12 protein-coding genes and 1 pseudogene are annotated in these 20,941 nt (G+C 70.8%); 2 read left to right on the top strand and 11 right to left on the bottom strand.

What is annotated here, in order from left to right; genetic code table 11:
* Positions 1 to 95: 95 nt before the first annotated feature.
* Positions 96 to 1,337, bottom strand: coding sequence for a CobW family GTP-binding protein (locus tag HCC61_RS14110; RefSeq protein WP_346777192.1), 1,242 nt, complete (start codon positions 1,335 to 1,337; stop codon positions 96 to 98).
* 460 nt (positions 1,338 to 1,797) lie between these two features.
* On the opposite strand from HCC61_RS14110, the gene HCC61_RS14105 reads away from it, so the two are divergent.
* On the top strand, positions 1,798 to 3,714 hold the full coding sequence (locus tag HCC61_RS14105; protein ID WP_169136035.1) for a sensor histidine kinase: 1,917 nt from the start codon (positions 1,798 to 1,800) through the stop codon (positions 3,712 to 3,714).
* A gap of 12 nt (positions 3,715 to 3,726) precedes the next feature.
* Here the strand turns inward: HCC61_RS14105 and HCC61_RS14100 are convergent, their stop codons facing one another.
* The 4 genes from HCC61_RS14100 to HCC61_RS14085 all read right to left on the bottom strand — a co-directional run bounded on the left by HCC61_RS14100 (position 3,727) and on the right by HCC61_RS14085 (position 9,464).
* Positions 3,727 to 4,593, bottom strand: a complete 867-nt coding sequence (locus tag HCC61_RS14100) for a glycoside hydrolase family 16 protein (protein ID WP_169135783.1) — start codon at positions 4,591 to 4,593, stop codon at positions 3,727 to 3,729.
* 397 nt (positions 4,594 to 4,990) lie between these two features.
* Complete coding sequence (locus HCC61_RS14095; RefSeq protein WP_169135782.1) at positions 4,991 to 6,577, bottom strand: cation acetate symporter; 1,587 nt, start codon at positions 6,575 to 6,577, stop codon at positions 4,991 to 4,993.
* Positions 6,574 to 7,206 carry a DUF485 domain-containing protein gene (locus HCC61_RS14090; RefSeq protein WP_169135781.1) on the bottom strand — a complete coding sequence of 211 codons (633 nt, stop codon included), beginning with the start codon at positions 7,204 to 7,206 and terminating at the stop codon, positions 6,574 to 6,576. The genes HCC61_RS14095 and HCC61_RS14090 overlap by 4 nt, the downstream gene beginning before the upstream one ends.
* A gap of 110 nt (positions 7,207 to 7,316) precedes the next feature.
* The gene (locus tag HCC61_RS14085) at positions 7,317 to 9,464 is read right to left on the bottom strand and encodes a DNA topoisomerase IV subunit B (protein ID WP_346777191.1); all 2,148 of its coding nucleotides are present in this window, start codon (positions 9,462 to 9,464) and stop codon (positions 7,317 to 7,319) included.
* Positions 9,465 to 9,890: 426 nt separating this feature from the next.
* Here HCC61_RS14085 and HCC61_RS14080 point away from each other — a divergent pair, with 426 nt between their 5' ends.
* Positions 9,891 to 10,118, top strand: coding sequence for a hypothetical protein (locus HCC61_RS14080; protein WP_169135780.1), 228 nt, complete (start codon positions 9,891 to 9,893; stop codon positions 10,116 to 10,118).
* Positions 10,119 to 10,433: 315 nt separating this feature from the next.
* Here HCC61_RS14080 and HCC61_RS14075 read toward each other — a convergent pair whose 3' ends face one another.
* The 6 genes and pseudogenes from HCC61_RS14075 to HCC61_RS14050 form a co-directional block, all read right to left on the bottom strand.
* Positions 10,434 to 11,267 (bottom strand): serine protease, encoded by an 834-nt coding sequence (locus HCC61_RS14075; protein WP_169135779.1) that lies wholly within the window; start codon positions 11,265 to 11,267, stop codon positions 10,434 to 10,436.
* A gap of 176 nt (positions 11,268 to 11,443) precedes the next feature.
* The gene (locus HCC61_RS14070; protein ID WP_346777190.1) at positions 11,444 to 13,060 is read right to left on the bottom strand and encodes an RNA polymerase sigma factor; all 1,617 of its coding nucleotides are present in this window, start codon (positions 13,058 to 13,060) and stop codon (positions 11,444 to 11,446) included.
* A gap of 400 nt (positions 13,061 to 13,460) precedes the next feature.
* Positions 13,461 to 14,510 (bottom strand): FadR/GntR family transcriptional regulator, encoded by a 1,050-nt coding sequence (locus HCC61_RS14065; RefSeq protein ID WP_169135778.1) that lies wholly within the window; start codon positions 14,508 to 14,510, stop codon positions 13,461 to 13,463.
* A 2,309-nt stretch (positions 14,511 to 16,819) separates the two neighbouring features.
* Positions 16,820 to 17,710: pseudogene (locus tag HCC61_RS14060) on the bottom strand (ABC transporter ATP-binding protein); the annotation flags it as partial.
* A gap of 133 nt (positions 17,711 to 17,843) precedes the next feature.
* Positions 17,844 to 18,620 (bottom strand): NUDIX domain-containing protein, encoded by a 777-nt coding sequence (locus HCC61_RS14055; protein ID WP_169135777.1) that lies wholly within the window; start codon positions 18,618 to 18,620, stop codon positions 17,844 to 17,846.
* Between the two features lie 122 nt (positions 18,621 to 18,742).
* Positions 18,743 to 20,737: a glycogen debranching N-terminal domain-containing protein gene (locus HCC61_RS14050; protein WP_346777219.1), complete on the bottom strand. Its 1,995-nt coding sequence runs from the start codon at positions 20,735 to 20,737 to the stop codon at positions 18,743 to 18,745.
* Positions 20,738 to 20,941: the final 204 nt, after the last annotated feature.

Below are 20,941 nucleotides of genomic sequence, written 5' to 3'. Positions count from 1 at the left end.
CGGGGGTTGAGGTGCGGCGGCACGGCTCGGGGTCCGGGCCCGGGCGACCGGGCTCAGTACCCGGGCTCCGGCTCTCCCTGTTCCGTGCCGGGCGGTTAATCGACCGACGGTTCCTCGACGGGTTCCAGGCCGGGGTCGTCGTGGGTGAAGTCCGGATCCCCGTCGCGGAGTTCGGTCTCCGGCTCCCCCGGTTCCGCGCCGGGCCCGTCGACGGGGGCGTTCTCCACGTATCGCAACACGCCCCACATCGCATGCGGATGCGACTCCGCCGACTGATCGGCGACGCATCCCGCGAGCCCCTTTCGCAGCGCCTCGCCGTCGGTGCCGGCGCCGATCAGCACCAGTTGCGTAGAAGTGAGCGCGAGCGCCTCGCCGCCCTCCCGCTCCGGTGCCGTCGCCGGCCGCGGCGAGGACGTGAAGCGCAGGAACCCGCCGACAGCGTGCACCGCATAGGTGTTGCCGGGGTCGGCCGCCCCGAAGTCGACGAACCCCTTGATCCGGTAGACGCCGGGCGGACGGGTGTCGAGGAAGTCCAGGAAGCGCCTGGGGTCCAGGGGCTCCGGCGAGGTGAACTCGACGCTCTCGTACGCCGCGTGAAGGTGGCCGCGACAACTTCCGTCCCCGTCGCCCTCCTCGTGGTGCTCCCCATGATGCTCCCCGTGGTGGTCCTCCGGACCGTCCGCCGCCTCCCGCAGCAGCACGTCGAACGACAGCTGCTCCACCGGCGGGCGCGGCCGGTGCACGGGATCGAAGAGCAGCGCGGGGTCGATACGCCCGTGCGCGGCGGCGACCACCGGCGTACCGCGGCCGAGCCCTTGCAGCGTCTCCCGCAGCCCCCGCAGCTGCTCCTCGCCCACCCGGTCCGTCTTGTTGAGCACCACCAGGTCCGCGGCCCGCACGTGCCGCTCCAGCTCCGGATGCCGCGTACGCACGTTCTCGAACTCGGCGCCGTCCACGACCTCGACGAGCCCCCCGTAGACGGTGTGCTCGCTCCCCGAGGCGAGGATCATGCGGATCACGGTCTCGGGTTCGGCCAGGCCGCTGGCCTCCACGACGATCACGTCCAGTCCGGCCGACGGGCGGGCGAGCCGGTCCAGGGCGTCGTCCATGTCGTCGGTGTCCACCGCGCAGCACAGGCAGCCGTCGCCCAGCGGCACCATCGAGTCGACCTGCCCGGCCACCGTCATCGCGTCGATCTCGATGCTGCCGAAGTCGTTGACGATCGCCCCGATGCGGGTGCCGCCGCTGTGCCGCAGCAGGTAGTTGAGCAGGGTGGTCTTGCCCGAGCCGAGGAATCCCGCGAGAACGATGACCGGTACGCGCCGTGATCGGGGCACGAGGGCTTCCTCCAAGGTGTACGCGGTGCGATGGGACGGCTGCGATCGTACGCGGCGATGCCGCACGTCACAGCGCGCTCCCGGGTTCACCCGCTACGGTCCTCGCACGCCCTGCCACGCGCCGCCTCACCGCTCCGGCCGGACTCCCCCGGTCCCGCGCGCCGGTTCCGCCTCGCTACAGTCCCCTCGTCCTCCCTGCTTCGCCCCTCCCCCGCCTCCCGTCCGTACCAGCCCGGAGGCCCACGTGACCGCTCCGTTCACCGCGCCGTCGCCGAAGACGCCGGAACACCCGGCTCCGGCGGGAGCGACCGACGCCCGGACATCTGCCGCCCGGACGTCTGCCGTCCGGAGGCCGTACGTGCGGGCGCCCGCAGCCGCCCTGCGCCTGAGCGGAAACCGCCTCTCCGCCTCCTTGCGGCGCCCGCGCTGGCCGCAGCGCGTCTTCGCCCAGGTGCTGCTGATGCAGCTCACGATCGCTACGGGCGTGGCCGCCCTGATCACCGCCTTCTTTCTGGCTCCGCTCAGCGACGAACTGGACGAGCGCGCGATGGACCGTGCGCTCGCCATCGCGCAGACGACCGCGGCCCGCCCCGAGATCGCTCACCGCCTCGTCGCGGACTCCGGACCGTCCGCCGACGGCGCCGTCCAGCAGGAGGCCGAGAAGATCCGCAGGGCGACGGGGGCGGGCTATGTCGTGGTGCTCGACACCCGCGGCATCCGCTGGTCGCATCCCGAGCGGCGCCGCGTCGGCCGTCACGTCTCCACCGACCCCAGCGCCGCGCTCGCGGGCCACGAGGTGCGCCATATCGACGAGGGCACGCTGGGCCGCTCCGCACGCGGCAAGGTTCCGCTGCGCGACGAGCACGGCGAGGTGGTCGGCGCGGTCTCCGTGGGCATCGCCTACGAGGGGGTCCGGGAGAAGTTCCTCGGCGCGGTCCCGAAGCTGCTGGCCTACGCGGGCGGGGCGCTCGCGATCGGCGTCGTCGCCTCAGTGCTGGTCTCGCGCCGGCTCCAGCGCCAGACCCACGACCTGGCGTTCTCCGACATATCCGCGCTGCTGGACGAGCGGGAGGCGATGCTGCACGGCATACGCGAAGGCGTCGTCGCCCTCGACGCCGACGGCAGGATCCGGCTCGTCAACGACGAGGCGCAGCGGCTGCTGGAGCTGAGTCCCGAGGACACCGGCCGCCCCCTCGCCGAGGTGCTCGGTCCGGGACGCACCGCAGACGTGCTGTGCGGCAGCGTCACCGGTACGGATCTGCTCACCGTCAGCGGCGGCAGGGTGCTCGTCGCCAACCGCATGCCCACGGACGACGGCGGCGCCGTGGCCACCTTCAGGGACCGTACGGAGCTGGAGCTGCTCGGACGTGAACTGGACGGCTCCCGCGGCCTGATCGACGCGCTCCGCGCACAGGACCACGAGCACGCCAACCGGATGCACCTGCTGCTGGGGCTGCTCCAGCTCGGTCAGTACGAGGAGGCGGCGGCCTATCTCAGCGAGGCGGTCGGTGTGCACCGTGCCACGGCCGAGCAGATCGCCGAGCGGGTCGAGGACCCGCTGCTCGCCGCGCTGCTGGTCGGAAAGGCGACGGTGGCGGCCGAACGCGGTGTCGCGCTGCGCCTCACCCCGGCCACACGGCTGCCGGACCGGCTGGTCGACCCGCGCGAACTGGCCACGGTGCTGGGCAATCTCGTCGACAACGCGCTGGACGCGGCGGCCGGTTCGGCGGACGCGATGGTGGAGGTCGACCTGCGTGCGGAGCACATCGACGACGCCCGCGACCACGCCGACGCCCACACCACGCACAGCGCTCACACCACGGACACCGACGGCAGCGAAAACGGAGAGGCAGTCACGGCCGACGAGGCCGACGACACCGGCGGGGCTGGCGGGGCCAGCGGCTTCGGGGGATCCGGCGAGGCGCCCGCGAACGCCGAACCCCGGGCGGATTCAGGTACGGAGCCGGTCTCCGAGCCCGTAACCGAGCCCGCCGCCGGGCCCGGCGGCACCGGCCCGGGCAGGGAGCCCGGCCCGGACCGCGGCACGGCCGTCGTCCTCGGAGTCGCCGACAGCGGCCCCGGCATCCCCGGCGACCAGCGCGAACTGGTCTTCGCCGAAGGCTGGTCCACCAAGGAGCCGCCCGCGCACCGTCAGCGTGGCCTGGGCCTCGCACTCGTACGACGGCTCGCGGAGCGCCACGGCGGCTCGGCACGCGTCGGCGAAGCGGCCTGCGGCGGCGCGGAGTTCACCGTCGTGCTGCCGCAGGCGCTGCACCCGGCGGGCTCATCGGCACACCGGGGTGAGAGCCCGGCGGCGTCCGGACCGGCGCCCGGCAACGCCGGCCCGGACGGCTTGGGGCAGGGCAGTCGCCCGTAGGGCCACCGCCCGTCAGTTGCCGCCGGTCACCTTGACGTAGTCGACCACGAGCTTCTGCGGGAACTTGGTGTTGCCGTCGGGGTCGCCCGGCCAGTCACCGCCGACCGCGAGGTTGAGGATCATGTAGAAGGGGTGGTCGAAGACCCACTTGTCGCCGCCCAGATCGGCGGGCGTACGGGTCTGGTACTCGTTGCCGTCGACCGACCAAGTGATCTTCTCCGGCGACCAGTCGACGGCGAAGGTGTGGAAGTCGTCGGCGAACTTCTTGCCGTCGGGGAGGGTGTAGCCCTTTCCGATGCCCTCGCCGCCCGAGTAGCCGGGGCCGTGGATGGTGCCGTGCACGGTGTCCGGCTCGTTGCCGACGTTCTCCATCACGTCGATCTCTCCGCAGGCGGGCCAGCCCGCGCTGCCGATGTCGTCACCCAGCATCCAGAAAGCGGGCCACATGCCCTTGCCCTCGGACATCTTCATGCGGGTCTCGGCGTGCCCGTACGTGGTCTTGAAGGTGCTGGCGGTGTTGAGCCGTGCCGAGGTGTACTCGCACTTGCCGTACCAGCAGTCGTTGTTGCCGGGGTTCTCCTTCTTGGCGGTGATGACGAGGTTGCCGTCACCGTCCAGGGCGGCGTTGTCCGTGCCGGACGTGTAGTACTGGCGCTCGTGGTTGCTCTCGTTGTCGCCGGTCTCCAGCTGCCACTTGGACTTGTCGACGGCGCTGCCGGCCGCCCCGTCGAAGTCGTCGCTGAACTCCGCGGCCTTGGCCTTGGCCGTGTGTTCCGCCTTGTGCGGTGCCTCGGCATTCGCGTACGACATCAGCACCGGAGTCGTGGCGAGGGCTGCTGCGGCGAGGAATCCGGCCGTCAGCGAAGTCCTGAGTCTCATCGAAGCGGGGCCTTCCTGTGGGGAGGGACCGTGTGGGGCGGTCCAGAAGGGCCCGGTCGCCGGTGGCGGCCGGGTGGCGCTCCGGCAGTCCGACGGACGAGCCGCGCTCCGGTGAACGGCCTTGGGGCGAAGCTCGGTTCGCGTTGCAGGCGGAAGGAGGCGGACCGCATCGATGGGCATGCCGTCATGTCTTGAAGACAATCTCAGGTGCGCAGACAGCGATGTCAATAGGTCTGGACTTAATCTGCGACCAGCGGTTGTTCACAACTCGGCAACGCACGCTCATGAGTTGGCGGAAGCGGGCGAAAGCGCCCCTCGCGGATATGCGTCCGAGCACATGTGTCCGCGCTGCTCCCCCACACGTGCCCCCCTCTCCGAGTCGCCCCCTGCCGGGCCGTCACACCGCGCCGGCGCCCGTGAGCGAACGCACCTCCGTCTCGGCGTGCTTGGCGTCGTCGGCGGCCTCCCGCGACGTGACGGTGCCGAGCCACCCGAAGAGGAAACCGAGCGGAATCGCGACCAGTCCCGGATTCTCCAGCGGGAACACGGCGAAGTCGGCCCGTGGGAAGAGCGCACCCGGCCCGCCCGATACGACCGGCGAGAGCGCCACGAGCACGACGGCCGGCACGAGCCCGCCGTACACCGACCAGACCGCCCCCCTGGTGGTGAAGCGACGCCAGAACAGGGCGTACAGCAGCACCGGCAGATTGGCGGCCGCGGCGACCGCGAACGCCAGCCCCACCAGGAACGCCACGTTGAGATGCTGCGCGAGCAGCCCCAGCCCGATCGCCGCAACTCCCGTGCCCACGGCGGCGATCCGCGCGACGCCCACCTCCCCCCTCGCACCGCGCCTGCTCAGCGACGCGTAGAGATCGTGCGCGACGGACGCGGAGGACGCCAGCGTGATGCCCGCGACCACGGCGAGGATCGTGGCGAACGCGACCGCCGCGACCACGGCGAACAGCACCGGACCTCCTGCCGACCCCGCGCCCCCGCCCAGCTCCAGCGACAGCAGCGGAACAGCCGTGTTCCCCGCGGGGTCCGAGCCGCGCACGGTCCCGCTGCCCAGCAGTGCGGCGGCACCGAAGCCCAGCACGATCGTCATCAGGTAGAAGGCGCCGATCAGGGCGATGGACCAGACGACGGAGCGGCGGGCCGCCCGCGCGGTGGGCACCGTGTAGAAGCGGGCGAGGATGTGCGGCAGTCCGGCGGTCCCCAGTACGAGCGCGAGACCGAGGCTGATGAAGTCCAGCCGGTGCGTCCACCCGCCGCCGTACCGGAGGCCGGGGGCGAGGAAGTCCCGCCCGTGGCCGCTGCGTTCGGCCGCACCGCTCAGCAGCGCCCCGACGTCGCCGCCGAAGCGCATCAGCACCAGAACCGTCAGCGTCAAGGCGCCACCCAGCAGCAGCACAGCCTTCACGATCTGAATCCAGGTGGTCGCGCGCATGCCTCCGCAGCAGACGTATACGACCATCAGCGCACCGACGCCGATGACCGTCCACGACCGCGCGGCCGGGCTCGTGCCGCCCAGCAGCAGCGACACCAGGCTGCCGGCGCCGACCATCTGCGCCACCAGATACAGCACGCACACCGTCACGCACGAGACGCCTGAAGCGATACGGACAGGACGCTCGCGCAGCCGTGCGGTGACCACGTCCGCGAGCGTGAACCGCCCGCAGTTGCGCACGAGTTCGGCGACGAGGATCAGCACCACCAGCCACGCGACGAGGAAGCCCACCGCGTAGAGCACGCCGTCGTAGCCGTACAGCGCGATGAGCCCGGAGATGCCGAGGAACGACGCGGCCGACATGTAGTCGCCCGCGATGGCGAAGCCGTTCTCCATCGGGCTGAAGAGCCGCCCGCCCGCGTAGAACTCCTCGGGCGAGCCCCGCCGCCGGCGGCTCACCCAGGTGGTGATCGCCAGGGTGACGGCGATCACGGCGCTGAACAGCACCAGCGTCAGGGTCTGATGGCTGCCCGTCACGACGTGCCCTCCCGCCCCGGGGAGGAAGAGACGGTGGCGAGGGCGGAGCCGGCGGCGGCCCGGGTCCGCGCCAACTCCTGTGTCTCCCAGCGGAGTTCGAGCGCGAGATCGTCCCGCCGCAGCCGCGCATGGCGTACGTACGCCCACGTCAGCAGAAACGTGCTGGCGAACTGCGCGAGCCCGGCGGCCATCGCCACGTTGAACACCCCGGCGACGGGACGGGCCATCAGCCCCGGAGCGGCGGTCGCGGCGACGACATAGGCGAGATACCAGACCAGGAACGCCACGCTGACCGGCAGCGCGAAGTTCCTGTAGCGCCGCCGCACCCGTCGGAACGCGGCACTGCGCTGCACCGCGAGATAGACATCGCCACGGGCGTCGCGCACGGCGCGGTCCCGGGCCTCCCGCCGCTCAACGGGCCCTGGAGGCCCGGTGTTTACCGTCTCGGCGGCTCCGACGCACGAGTCCGCCCCGGCAGGCGGCGGCCCCTCGCGCGGGTGCGGGCGCGGCACGGCGACCGCGGTGGCCGCGCCTGCCGCCGGGGAAGGCGCGCCCGCCGCCGGTGAGAGTGCGTCGTGGTCGTCCCAGCCGGAGGCCAGGGCGTCGTACCAGGGATCTTCGGTGCGCATGGCCCAAGGATGGGCGCGCACGGAAGATCACGGATGGGGCATCCGGGACCGTTCACCCCTTCAGGCGACGTACCCGACGTACCGGTGCACGGCGTGGATCCCGTCGCCTCTCAGACGTCGATACGGGAGCGGTCCAGCGTGGCCGCGGAGGAGCTGATGAACTCCCTGCGAGGCGCCACCTCGCTGCCCATCAGCAGGTCGAAGGCGGTCTCCGCGGCCTCCAGGTCGCTGATGTTGATCCGGCGGAGCGTCCGGTGCCGCGGGTCCATGGTGGTCTCCGCGAGCTGGCCGGCGTCCATCTCGCCCAGCCCCTTGTACCGCTGGACCGAGTCCTTGTAGCGCACCTTCGTGCGCTCCAGCTCCAGGAGCGTCTGCCGCAGCTCGTTGTCGGAGTAGGTGTAGATGTACTTCCCCTGCCCCTTCTTGGGGTTGACCAGCTCGATCCGGTGCAGCGGAGGCACCGCGGAGAAGACCCTGCCCTCCTCGACCATGGGCCGCATGTAGCGCTGGAAGAGCGTCAGCAGCAGGCAGCGGATGTGCGCGCCGTCGACGTCGGCGTCCGCGAGGAAGATGACCTTTCCGTAGCGGGCCTGGTCGATGTCGAAGGTCCTGCCGGACCCGGCTCCTATCACCTGGATGATCGAGCCGCACTCGGCGTTCTTCAGCATGTCCGACACCGAGGACTTCTGGACGTTGAGGATCTTGCCGCGGATCGGCAGCAGCGCTTGGAATTCAGAATTCCGGGCCAGCTTGGCGGTGCCCAGCGCCGAGTCGCCCTCGACGATGAACAGTTCACTGCGCTCGACGTCGTCACTACGGCAATCGGCCAGCTTGGCGGGCAGCGACGAGGATTCCAGTGCAGTCTTCCGCCGCTGTGCCTCCTTGTGCTGCCGTGCGGCGATCCGCGTGCGGGCGGCCGCCGCGACCTTCTCCAGCACGGCCCGCGCCTGCTGCTTGGCGTCCCTCTTGGTCGACGTCAGGAAGGTCTTCAGCTCGTTGGCCACGACCTGCGCCACGATCCGGGAGGCCGCCGAGGTGCCCAGCACCTCCTTGGTCTGCCCCTCGAACTGCGGCTCGGCCAGCCGTACGGTCACGACGGCGGTCAGGCCCTCCATCGCGTCGTCCTTCGTGACGTCGTCCTCGGCGACGCGGAGGACCTTCGTGGCGCGCAGCGCCTCGTTCACGGTCCTGGCCATGGACCGCTCGAAGCCGGCGACGTGGGTGCCGCCCTTGGGCGTCGCGATGATGTTGACGAACGACCTCAGCGTGGTGTCGTAGCCCGTGCCCCAGCGGAGCGCGATGTCGACGCCCAGCTCGCGCTGGACCTCGGTGGGGATCATGTGGCCGCGGTCGTCGAGGACGGGCACCGTCTCCTTGAACTGGCCCTTCCCCTGGAGCCGCACCACGTCGCTCACCGGCTTGTCCTGTGCCAGGTACTCGCAGAACTCGCTGATGCCGCCGTCGTAGCGGAAGACCTCCTCGGAGGCCTCCTGGCCGTCCAGCCTCCGCTCGTCCCGCACCACCAGCGTGAGCCCGGGTACGAGGAACGCGGTCTGCCGGGCACGCCCGTGCAGCGTCTCCAGGGAGAGGCGGGCGTCCTTGAGGAAGATCTGCCGGTCCGCCCAGTAGCGCACCCGCGTCCCGGTGCGGCTCTTCGGCAGCTTCTTGCCCTTGCGCAGCCCGCTCGCGGGGTCGAAGGGGGCGTCCGGACCGGACTCGGTGAAGATACCCGGCACGCCGCGCCGGAAGCTGATCGAGTGCGTGCGGCTGCCGCGGTCGACCTCGATGTCCAGCCGGGAGGAGAGCGCGTTCACAACGGAGGCGCCGACGCCGTGCAGACCGCCCGACGCCGCGTACGAGCCGCCGCCGAACTTGCCGCCCGCGTGCAGCTTCGTCATCACGACCTCGACGCCGGACAGGCCCGTCTTGGGCTCGACGTCGACGGGGATGCCGCGCCCGTTGTCGCGGACCTCCACGGAGCCGTCCTCGTGCAGCACGACCTCGATGTGGTCGCAGTGGCCACCCAGGGCCTCGTCGACCGAGTTGTCGATGATCTCCCACAGGCAGTGCATCAGGCCCCGGCTGTCGGTGGAGCCGATGTACATGCCCGGGCGCTTGCGCACCGCTTCGAGCCCCTCCAGGACGAGCAGGTGCCGCGCGGTGTAATTCGTGCCGCCGTCCCTGTCTGCCCCGGCGAGCAGCGCGGTGGACGGCTTGGTGTTCCCCCTGCCGGAGGCCAGGGAAGAGTCGGCGGTCACGCGGTTCGCTCCTCGCTGAATTCTGCTTGTGGTGGCTGGTTGCCGCGTCAGAGGGTACCGAGAGTGCAGGACAGGGCGTGCCGCGCCACCCATGAAGGGCACACATGCTAGCCCATCCCCGTTCGTACGTTCGATAACTAGATGGGGTGACGCACACATCACGTTCCCTTTGACGCATGAACCATTTAGGCTCCGGGCACGTCCCCTTCAACACGGGAACACTGCACAGGCAAACAACTGGACAACAGCCACCAAGCACCCTGATCACGAAGCAAACCCACGTAATACGGCTCATTCGCCGCCACCCGGCAACATGCAGCCGCCCCGGGGAGAAATCTTCGAGGATTCGTCGAGAGCGGGAACGTTTTCGGCCTGGTTGGATGTTGACCCTGGTACGACAGCTCGTCGAGCTAGAGAAGAGGCGACGTGACTACAGTTCTGACCCCCGCGACTCCGTTGACGGCCGCCGACCGCTGTGACCGCTGCAACGCTCAGGCCTACCTGCGCGTCGTACTGCTCAGCGGCGGAGAGCTGCTGTTCTGCGCGCACCACGGGCGTAAGTTCGAGCCGGAGCTCAAGAAGATCGCCGCGGAGATACAGGACGAGACGGAGAAGCTCACCGCTCCCGCCAGCAACGAGACGGGAGAGGGCTGAGCGTCCCGGCCTGACCAGACGTCCCGAACCGACGAGCTCGGCCGGCCACAGGGCCGGAATCAGAGGGCGGCCATCCGGTGACACCGGGTGGCCGCCCTCTCGCGTCCCGAGCCGGGACCTGGCCCGCCGCCGGTCCCACCCTGAAATCGAAGCCCGCCCCCGGTCCTGCGCCGGGGCGCATGCGGTGCGAAGCGCAAGCCCCGGATGCTCCGGCCCGCTCCGGATTTCCGCTCTCGGCGAACCTCCTCAGGTGCGGCCCCTTCTCGCCCCGACGCACGCGCCCGCCGACCTCAGTACGCCGGCGCTCCCGGCTCCTCATTCGCTGTGCTTCCGTACGAGGTCCGCCATCGCGGAGATGCGGGTGTACACGCCGGGTCGGCCCTCCTCGCCGCAGCCCGCTCCCCACGAGACGAGCCCGACGACCTTGCCGTACGCCACGAGCGGGCCGCCGCTGTCGCCCTGACAGGCGTCCCGGCCGCCCTCCGGGACCCCCGCACACACCATGGAGTCCTTGGCGAAGGCGCCCTCCGAGCCGCTGGGGTACGCGCGGGAGCACGCGGAGTCCTCCAGCATGTCGACGTCGGCGGCGCGCAGCCGCGGCTCGTAGTCGCCGTTCCCGCTGATGTCGCCCCAGCCGTAGACCTCGGCGGCGGCTCCGGCCTTGTAGCCCCTGTCGCCGCTTCGGGCCATGGGGATCGTGGCGCCCGCGGGCATGGACTTGTCGAGGGTGAGCACGGCGATGTCGCCCGCGTTCGTCCCGGCGTCGTAACCGGGGTTGATCCACTTCGTGCGCACCTTCGCCTCGTGGCCCGAGGCGGTGTCGAGATCGTTCCGCCCCGATATGACGTGCAGGTCGTCGACCTTGCCGTGATCGACTCCGAGCACCTCGCGGCTCAGGCAGTGGGCGGCGGTGATCACCGTACGGGCGCCCACGAGAGCGCCTCCGCAGAACTGGCCGGAACGCTCGTCCCCGAAGCGGTCACGGCTGACGAGGGCCACTACCCAGGGGTGCTGCTCGGCGTCCACGGGGTGCCCCCCGACCACGACCCGGTCCCCTGCCCGGGCCGGTGACGCGGGCAGCAGCGCCAGCAGGACGCCGAGCAGCGCGGGTATGAGCGAGGGCAGCGGGAGTGCGCGCAGCGGACGCATGGAGCCTCCTGGCGGTGACTGGCCCGGGGAGGGCCGTTCCGGACCACCAAGGGTGATCCGGATGGAGCAGTTCCGCATCCGGAGGGCCCTTGCCCGCACGCGGCGAGGGCCGGTGCCCCTTGGTAGGGTCACCGGCCCTCGCCGTGTGTGATCGCCGTCGTGCGGGGCGCCGCGCCTCAGTCCAGGTAGTCGCGCAGGACCTGGGAACGGGACGGGTGCCGCAGCTTCGACATCGTCTTGGACTCGATCTGACGGATCCGCTCACGCGTCACGCCGTAGACCTTGCCGATCTCATCGAGCGTCTTGGGCTGACCGTCCGTCAGGCCGAAGCGCATCGAGACCACGCCCGCCTCGCGCTCGCTGAGCGTGTCCAGCACCGAGTGCAGCTGCTCCTGGAGAAGCGTGAAGCTGACCGCGTCGGCGGGGACGACGGCCTCCGAGTCCTCGATGAGGTCGCCGAACTCGCTGTCGCCGTCCTCGCCCAGAGGCGTGTGCAGAGAGATGGGCTCGCGCCCGTACTTCTGGACCTCGACGACCTTTTCCGGCGTCATGTCCAGTTCCTTGGCGAGCTCCTCGGGGGAGGGCTCGCGGCCGAGGTCCTGGAGCATCTGACGCTGGACGCGGGCGAGTTTGTTGATGACCTCGACCATGTGCACCGGGATGCGGATGGTGCGGGCCTGGTCGGCCATCGCGCGCGTGATGGCCTGACGGATCCACCACGTCGCGTACGTCGAGAACTTGTAGCCCTTGGTGTAGTCGAACTTCTCGACGGCACGGATGAGACCGAGATTGCCCTCCTGGATCAGGTCCAGGAAGAGCATGCCGCGGCCCGTGTATCGCTTGGCCAGGGAGACCACGAGCCGGAGGTTGGCCTCCAGCAGGTGGTTCTTGGCGCGGCGGCCGTCCTCGGCGATGATCTCCAGCTCACGTTTGAGCTTGGGCGCGAGCTTGTCGGCGGCGGCGAGCTTGTCCTCGGCGAACAGGCCTGCCTCGATCCGCTTGGCGAGCTCCACCTCCTGCTCGGCGTTGAGGAGGGGGACCTTGCCGATCTGCTTGAGGTAGTCCTTGACCGGGTCGGCGGTGGCACCGGCGGCGGCGACCTGCTGTGCCGGTGCGTCGTCCTCGTCGTCGTCGGAGAGTACGAAGCCCTCGTTCTCGTTCTTCACCTCGGCGGTGGGGCCGTCCTCGGCGCCGGGCTTGTTCGCGGGCTTGGCCGGTGACTCCTCGGCCGGCTCCTCGCCGTCTTCGAGGATCTCGTCGACGACGGACTTCTTGGCGGCTGTCTTCTTCGGTGCGGCCGTCTTCTTCGCGGCTGCCTTCTTGGCCGTCTTCTTGGCGGCGGCCTTCTTGGCGGTCTTCTTCACCGGCTCGGCGGCCAGCTCGGCTGCCACCTCGACGGCGTCGATATCGACGGTCTCTTCGGCTGCTGCGACGGCGACCTCCGCGGTAGCGGGCTCCGCCTTGGCGGGCGCCTTCTTCGCGGCCGCGGACCTGGCCGGGACCGTCTTCGTGGCGGTGCGCTTGGCGGGGGTCTTGGCCGCGACGCTCTTACGGGTGCGCTTGGGGGCCTCTGCGGCACTCACCATCAGCGTCACACCCTCCTCGTCGAGGATCTGGTTGAGGCTGCGCAGTACGTTCTTCCACTGGGTTGGCGGAATCTGGTCAGCCTCGAAGGCCCGACGCACGTCGTCGCCGCCGATCTGCCCCTCAGCCTTTCCCCGCTCGATGAGCGCCACCACAGATTCGGATTCGGCGATCTCCGCAGGGAGCGTACGGGATGTGCTGGCCGACACGAACAACCTCTCGGAACGATGGAAACGGCAAACCGCCGGTGGGGATGAACCGACGGCGCGGGCTGAGCTGTGGACGAATACAACGCCTGCACGAGCGCCGGCTCGGGGCGCAGTATTCCGTCCTCGGCTGTCACCTCTTGAGTCATCGCGCTGTGACGCGAAGCGTTACGGGCAATACACGTGGCCCGGGTCACACCGCTCTCCATACATTCTGGAAAGAGCGCGACGAATAGGACACCACTCCAAGGAAGCTGCCCCGTATGCACGAGGGCGGAAACGGCTGTGCCGCCGGATTTCGGCGGCACAGCCGTTCGTGCCGTGGAGCCGCGCGGGGCATTGGCCGCACAGGGCCGGAGGCAGGAGCCGGGGACCGGCCCTCACTGCCCGGCGTCCGCCCGGCTCAGTGCTCTCGCGGAGCCGGGACCACGTGGTCGCCACCGCCCGCGCCCCCTGTGCCGCCACCGGGCCCGCCGGGTCCGGCGACCGGTCCCGCGGCCGGCCCCGCGACGCCGGGCGGAGCGACGGGGGCGCCCGCCTCGGACCGCCCGCCGCCGAGCACCTGCCGCATCGCGGACTCCGCGGCGGCTCCCTCACCCGAGGCGAGAGCGTCGACGACGCGCTGGTGCTGAGCGATGGACGCCTCGGTGGCCACGTCACATCCCGTGCCCGAGCCGCCGGAGACCTGAAGGGCCGCGGAGACGATGCCCGAGAGGTGTTCGAGCATCCTGTTCCCCGCCGCTTGCAGCAGCTGTCCGTGGAACTCGGCGTCCGCGCGGGAGAAGGTGAGGGTGTCGCCCTGGCCGACCGCGTGCGTCATGATCTCGACCATGTCGCCGAGGCGTTGCTGGATCTCGTCCCGGACGTGCCCGGCGGCGAGACGCGCGGCCAACGGCTCGATGGTGCTGCGCAGTTCACGCAACTCCCGGCGCTGGTCCTCACGTTGGGGGCCGAAGGCACGCCACTCGATGATGTCCGGGTCGAGCAGATTCCAGTCGCTGACCGGCCGTACCCGCGTACCGACGTTGGGCCTGGCACTGACGAGTCCCTTCGCCTCAAGTACGCGAAGCGATTCACGGACGACGGTGCGGGAGACCTCGAAGCGGTGGCCGATCTCCTCCGGGACGAGCGGGCGGTCCGCCCCGAGGTCGCCGGAGACGATCATCTGACCGAGCTGCTGGACGAGTTGGCCGTGCAGACCTCGTCCGCGGCTGCCGGACGCCCGGCGGCCGGCGCGGTTGATGTCGGCCTCCGAGCCTTGCCAGGCAGGGGCGTTGCTGGTCGTGCGGGCGGTGCCGGAGGACTCGGCGTAGGCGTAGCGGTCGAGTTCGCCCGGGCCGGCGAGGCCCGAGTCGGCGGAGCGAGCGGCGGTCATCATGGAGTGCGCAAGGGTAGTCACGCATCCTTTGTCGGCGGCCCTCCCGGCGGCCTTGAGGGCTTTGGTGAAAAGCACACGAAAGGGTGATCACTGGTCCCCGCGCAATTGACGCCTTATCGGAAAGAACGCGTTGCCTGCGGACCATCTGCCTGTCGTATTCCGGGTGTTGGGGTAATGAAGCCGAGGGGCCGACGGTCGCGTCAGGGGTCCCAGCGCCGTGGCGTCCGACCGTGACGGGTCGTGGGGGGCTCGCGCGACGGGTCGTGGTGGACGCGCGAGTGACGGGTGGTTGTGGATGTGTGGCGGCCGACCGGTCGTTATCCGGCTCTGCCGGTGAGCATCGTGACGAGGTAGCCGGTCAGCAGAGCCGCCAGCGACAACACCAGTGCGAAGCCTACGGGTTGGGAAGCCACGTCGAGCATGGCGGCGATCCAGCGCTCGGTCCCCGGCGGCCAGGGCACCAGCAACACGGCTTCCAGACGTCCCGGGAGTCCATCGGTGGAGCGGCCCGGAGCGGTGCCGTCGCCGAGCATGCTCCGAACAACCGGGGCCAGCAGCAAGGGAACCGCCACAACGACCGCAGTGCCCACGGTGCCCGACCGGAAGATTCCCGATGCCAGAACTCCGGCCCAGGCACAGCCCGCGGTGAACGCGAACACCGCCACGAGGTGCAACTGCCACGAGCCTTCGGTGCCTGCGGCTGACGACGCCGTGCCGGAAGGCAGGGCGAGGGCTCCGGAACCGAAGAACAGCGTCACGCCCGCCGCGTTGACGACGGCGACTGTGATGCTCAGCAGCACGGCGAGAGACGCGGAGACGGCGAGCTTGGCCGCGAGGAGGCTGAGCCGCCGCGGTACGGGCGAACGTGCGGGCGCGAGCGCGGGATAGCGGAACTCCTCGCCGAAGGCGAAGGCCCCCAGCAGACCCGCCGCCACCGCCGCGGGGGGCAGGAGGAACGCCCCGCCCGCGGGCCAGCCCGTCAGGAGACGCACGGCGGGTGTGAGCGAGTCGCCCGCGTGCGGGGGGACTCCCGTTCCGGTGCGCGCCATGACGAGCGAGACGCAGAGCGCCACCGCCACCGTGAGCGCAATGGCGATCCAGGTGCTGCGGACGCTGACGAGGCGGCACAGCTCGTAACGCAGGGGCGCGGCGGGACCCGGACGTGCCACGGCGTGGAGCTGCGGCGGGAGTTCGGCGACCGCACGCGTCGGGGGACGTCTCGGAGTCCACAGGGCTTTGGTCTTGCCGGGTGCGTCCGGGTCGGCGAGGGGCTTCATCACGATCGGGCGCGCGGTGGAGGAGCGGGGCCCGTCGGAGCCGTGCGTGGGGCTGCCCACGGGACGAGTATCCACGGGACGGGATGCGGAATCGGTCGCGTGGTCGCGGGCCGACTCGCTCACGGAATCGTCCACCGGCACAGCACCCGGAGTGGACGCGCTGATCGGTGCGTCGCTGATACGGATCGTGGGCGCTTCCGAGGCAGTTGGCGCGGGGGCGGTCACCTGGGACGTCGTCACCGCGGGGGCAGAGGCGGAGGCAGAGGCGGAGGCAGAGGCCGGCTCGGAGGACTCCGACTCGGAAGACGCGGAGGAGACGGAGAAGGCGGAAGAGCCGCTGGAGGACGTGGAGACGGTGGCCGTCCGGGCCGGCACCGATGCCGAAGCGAACGCCTTCGCGGACGCCGACTCCGTCTCCGGTCCGGGCCCGGCTCCGGGTTCGGGTTCGGGTTCGGTCTCCAGCTGGGGCTCGGGCTGCTCAGGCTCCAACTCGGGCTCGCGGTCGGGGTCGGGGGCGAGGGCAGGCTCGAGCTGAGGCTCAGGTGCGCCCTTCGGGACAGATTCGGCCACAGACCGGCGGCTGTCGTCGTCAGCGGTGGCGTCCGCAGACGCGGTCGCGGTCGCGGACGGTCTTGCGGTCTCGGGCTGCTCGGCAGACTCGGGCCGCTGTGAACTTCCCGCTGCGGCAGGGGAGTTCACATCCGGCTCGGCGACACCTGAGAGTTCGGCAGTCTCGCCGGGTACCGCGTCGTCGACGGTGCTGTCGGCGTCGGTGCCGGTGGAGTCGGCGGAACCGACGTCCCCTGCGGGCGTGCTCAGTTCATCGAAGTCCTCCAGCTCCTCCAGCGCCCGTAGTACACCGTCGGTGCCCGAACCGGCTTCGGTCCACGCTCCGTCCTCCTCCGGACCCGGTGCCTCGGATGGATCCGCTGAGGTGGTCTCGGCATGGCCGGCACCTTCGTAGTCGGCGTGGGCGTCGCCGTCGCCGTCGGCCGCAGGAGCGTGCCGCACATCCGGCCCCACGTCCGAGAGGGCGGCGTCGACCTGAGTCTCAACGGCCGGGCGGCGGCCGTCGGCACGATGGAGCGGTCCAGGGGGGAAAGCGTCGCCGGCGTCGCCCCGTTCGTCGGTCAGCTGGTGCACGAGAATGTTGTTCTTGTACGCGTACTCGCCCACTTCCGCACAACTGCTGCCGTAGACCGAGACTTTGGTCCCGCCTTCATGGACGACCTTGAGCGGGCCGTGGTCACGGTCCCTCCCTGCCTTGCGCCCCTCCTGCGCGAGTGCGGCCACGAGGCGGTCAACATGTGGCGTACGGACGGCGACACGGGGACGGAGGCGGGTGCGGGCGTAGTCCGCGACCTCCTGATCGGCGAGCAGACGCCCGGAGCCGATGCTCACCACACGGTCGGCGAGACCCGCCGCCTCCTCGGACCGGTGCGAAGTGACCAGGACCGTACCGCCCTGTCCCGCGTATCCGCGCAACAGCGAGCAGATCCACGCCGTCTCACGCGGAGAGAGGTCGTGCGCGGGCTCGTCGAGGACCAGGGTGTGCGGATCTCCGAGCAACGCGCAGGCCACACCGAGGCGTCGGTCCATGCCACGCGAGAGAGCGCTCATCCGCTGGTCGGCGAGACCACTGAGACCTACGAGATCGAGTACGTCGTCCGCTCTGCCGGCAGGCACCCCCGCCGCGGCGGCGAGCATGCGCAGATGAGCGCGTGCCGTGCGTCCCGGATGACCGTTCACCTCGCCCAGCAGCACGCCCACTTCACGGGAGAGATGCTGAATCCGGTGGACGGGACGGCCACGGAAGAGCGCCGTGCCACGCCCGGCCTGAAGCTGGAGCATGAGGCGCACTGCGGTCGTCTTCCCGGAGCCTTCCGGCCCGAGAAGCACGGTGACGCGGCCGGGGCGGGCCTCGAAGGTCAGATCGTCGACAGCGGGCCCGAGTTGGTGACGGCGCGGCAGACTCGTGAGTCCGATTGCCTGGATCATCGCTTCTCCCGCGTAACGCGTGGGGGATGCATCCAGGCAACATAACGTGACATGTCGCTCTTCCAGCGGCAATGCCCGTCTCCGGGCCAAGTCCGTTGCGTGAGCCGCGTGCGGGCCTGGGCGCCCGATGCCGTCAGACTTCGGGGCGCAGCATCGGCGGGTTGAGCAAAGTGGCGCCCCCGGCGCGGAACAGCTGCGCGGGGCGCCCGCCCTGGCGGGTCGTCGTGCCTCCGCTGGGGACGAGGAATCCCGGCGTACCCGTCACCTTCCGGTGGAAGTTGCGCGGGTCGAGCGCCACCCCCCAGACCGCTTCGTAGACCCTGCGCAGCTCGCCGACCGTGAACTCCGGTGGGCAGAAGGCGGTGGCGAGCGAGGAGTACTCGATCTTGGAGCGCGCCCTCTCCACACCGGCCGCGAGGATCTGGTCGTGGTCGAAGGCGAGTGCCGGTTTGCCGCCGTCGTCTGCGTAGCGGGAGCCGTCCGCGTACCTGGACAGGTCGCCGGCGCCGAGCAGTTCGTCGATCGACGCCCAGCGCGCGCCCCTTGCGTCCCCACCGGGCGTGGGTGACGGCAGGTCCGGGGCGAGCGCGAGATGAGCGACGCTGACGACCCGCATCCTCGGGTCCCGGCCGGGATCGCCGTATGTGGCGAGCTGCTCGAGATGCGCACCGGGGAGTCCGCTGTCCGTCGCATAGGCCCGCAAGCCCGTCTCTTCCGCAAGTTCGCGCGCTGCTGCGGAAGTGAGGTCCTCATCCGCCCTGACAAAGCCCCCGGGCAGTGCCCACTTCCCTTCGTACGGTGCTTCACCGCGACGTACGGCCAGTGCACACAGCGCATGTCTGCGCACCGTGAGCACCACGAGGTCGACGGTGACGGCGAAAGGGGGGAAGGCCGACGGGTCGTAGGGCATGGCATGATCATAGTCGTCTCCCTGACGATAATCAGGCAGTTCGGCTGCGGTCTCCCCCGCCTTGTGCCCGGCCTTTGGCAGTGCGGGTTGCCGGGTGTTGCGGCACCGCAGCCCGGGCTCCTTCAGCTGACGACGACTCGCAGACCGTCGGCGATCTCGTCCACCTCCCCCTCGCCGTCGCTGCCGACCCGGACCGAGAAGGGGGTGCCGGAGAGGCGCAGCCCCGCGAACCGTACGGCTCCAAGGGGCGCGGTCTTCAGCGGTCGTACCGTCACGGTGCCCGCCGGAACATCCGGGCGCACTCCGGCGAGAGCCGCGAGTAGATGCACGGACCCCGCCGCGGAGGTCGCCGCGGGCCGGCATGCCGCGGGATGTGGCAGCGGCACCCCGCCTGCGCTCCGCTGAGGCGCCGCGTACATCTCCGGCAGACGGAATCCGAACGAGGCCGCCGCGTCGAGCACTCCGTGCAGCAGCGAACCGGCCGCCCGCTCATGGCCCGCCGCCGCGAGACCCGAGACGGCGATCACGGACTCCTGCACGCGGACGGCGCCGCCGCGGTGCCCGAAGGGGTTGTATCGATCGTCATCCGCTCCGAGGCTGCGCAGACCCCAACCCGAGTCGAGAGCCTGACTCTCAAGGTGCCGGCAGAGCTGTGCCGTCTGCTCCGCCGTCAGCAGCCCGACCGCGGAACTGCCGCCTCCGGCCAGGCCCGTATCGAGCAACTCCACTGCCGCAGAGCTCACATGCCGCAGCACGTCCCCACCCCGGGTGCGGACCGCGACGGGGACCGCACCTGTGTCCTCTCCGTATCTGAACTCGCTTTGGAATGTGCGGCGCAGAGCGTCCGCCCAGTCGCGCAGCTCTGCTCCCCTGTCGCTTCCACAGGCCTCGAGCAGACCGGCACCGAGTAGGGCCGCCCGGTGTGCACTCGCCTGCACCTCGCAGCGGTACGGGCCGTCCGGTGCGGGATCGGGGACGAGCATGTCCTCGCCGGCCGCGTGGAGCATCCAGGTCAAGCACCGCTCGGCTGCGGGCAGAAGCTGCTCCGTCTCGACTTCGGGCAGGCCCCACAGCCGCGCCTCGGCCAGCACGGCGGGAAAGAGCAAAGTCGCTTCCGTACCGCTACAGCTCGGCGGGGCGTACGGGCCCGCATGGCGCACGGCTCCGGGGAGCCTGCCCGCGTCGGGGCCGGGCCCAGTGAGTTGACCGCGCGCGAGCGTGCGCAAGGTGCCCGCCGCGAGCCGGGTGCCGAGGGGCAGCAGCATCCGGGCCGCGCGCAGGGATTCGGCCGGCGCGAGGGCGCAGCGCCACGGAGCGCCCGCGACGAGATGGAGATCGGAGGATGCCGGGTCGGACATGAGCAGCGCGTTGGCGTCGTCGAGGGCGGTGCGGAAGAGCGCAGAGACTCTGTCGTCGTCGCCGTCCGCGCGGGCGCCTCGCCATAGTTCCGGTGTGTTCGCAGCCCTGTGGGCATAGCAGGAGACCGGGCCCGTGGCGGTCTTGCTGCCTTTGACCTTGGTGCCGCCTCGGCGCTTCTTGCCGCGTGCGGGGCGGGGGACGCTTCGTGACAGATCTGTGCGGAGCAAGACCGTACGTTCGGACCCCGGCGGCATCTCCCAGTCCCATCTCAGCAGCCCCAGTTGGGCCAGGCTCGTGTCCGGCTGCGGCTCGGCGGTGACCGAGGCCCGCAGGTCCGCCGCGGACCAGGACAGTCCTGAACCGTGCACGGAGGCGGGCAGTTCCTCACCGGCCCGCCCGACTGCGATCGACGCGATCTCGGCGAGGTCGGTGCCGAGGCGCAACTCGAAGGGCAGCCTCAACGGGCGGCCACCGGTGTTGCGAACGGTGATGCGTTCCGTGCCCTCGGCGGAACGCAACCTGTCGACGAGAATCGCGGGATCCGGCCCGCTCCCGACGGTGGTCGGCGCCGTGGCGGTGAAGCGGGCCTGCGTGGCGCCGACCATGCGCCCGAGCAGCGGAAGCGGTTCCCTGCCGCCGAGGAGGATCCGGCAGCGGGACACCACTCGTCTGCCCGAGTAGTAATAGCCCTCCATGCCTTCCCCGTTCAGCTGGCCGTGCTCGGCGGACACCGCCAGATGAGGCGCCGCGACACAGATCAGCGCGGCGTGCGCCGACCGGTGTTCGGCGCTGCCCGGCGGTCGGCCGGGAGGGACGCGTCCGCGGGTTCGATCCCCTCCGGGCGCTCTGGCGGGGGCGGGCAGAGCGGCCCCGGGCGGGCTTCCGAAAGAGCTGTGTGGCTGCGGCGAATCCGGATGCGACGTGGCGGACATGGGCGTACCTCCGCTTCCTCTTGTGTGTGA

Source organism: Streptomyces sp. HNM0575, from assembly GCF_012726265.1.
Lineage (GTDB): Bacteria > Actinomycetota > Actinomycetes > Streptomycetales > Streptomycetaceae > Streptomyces.
This window is presented reverse-complemented; position numbering and strand designations above follow the sequence as displayed.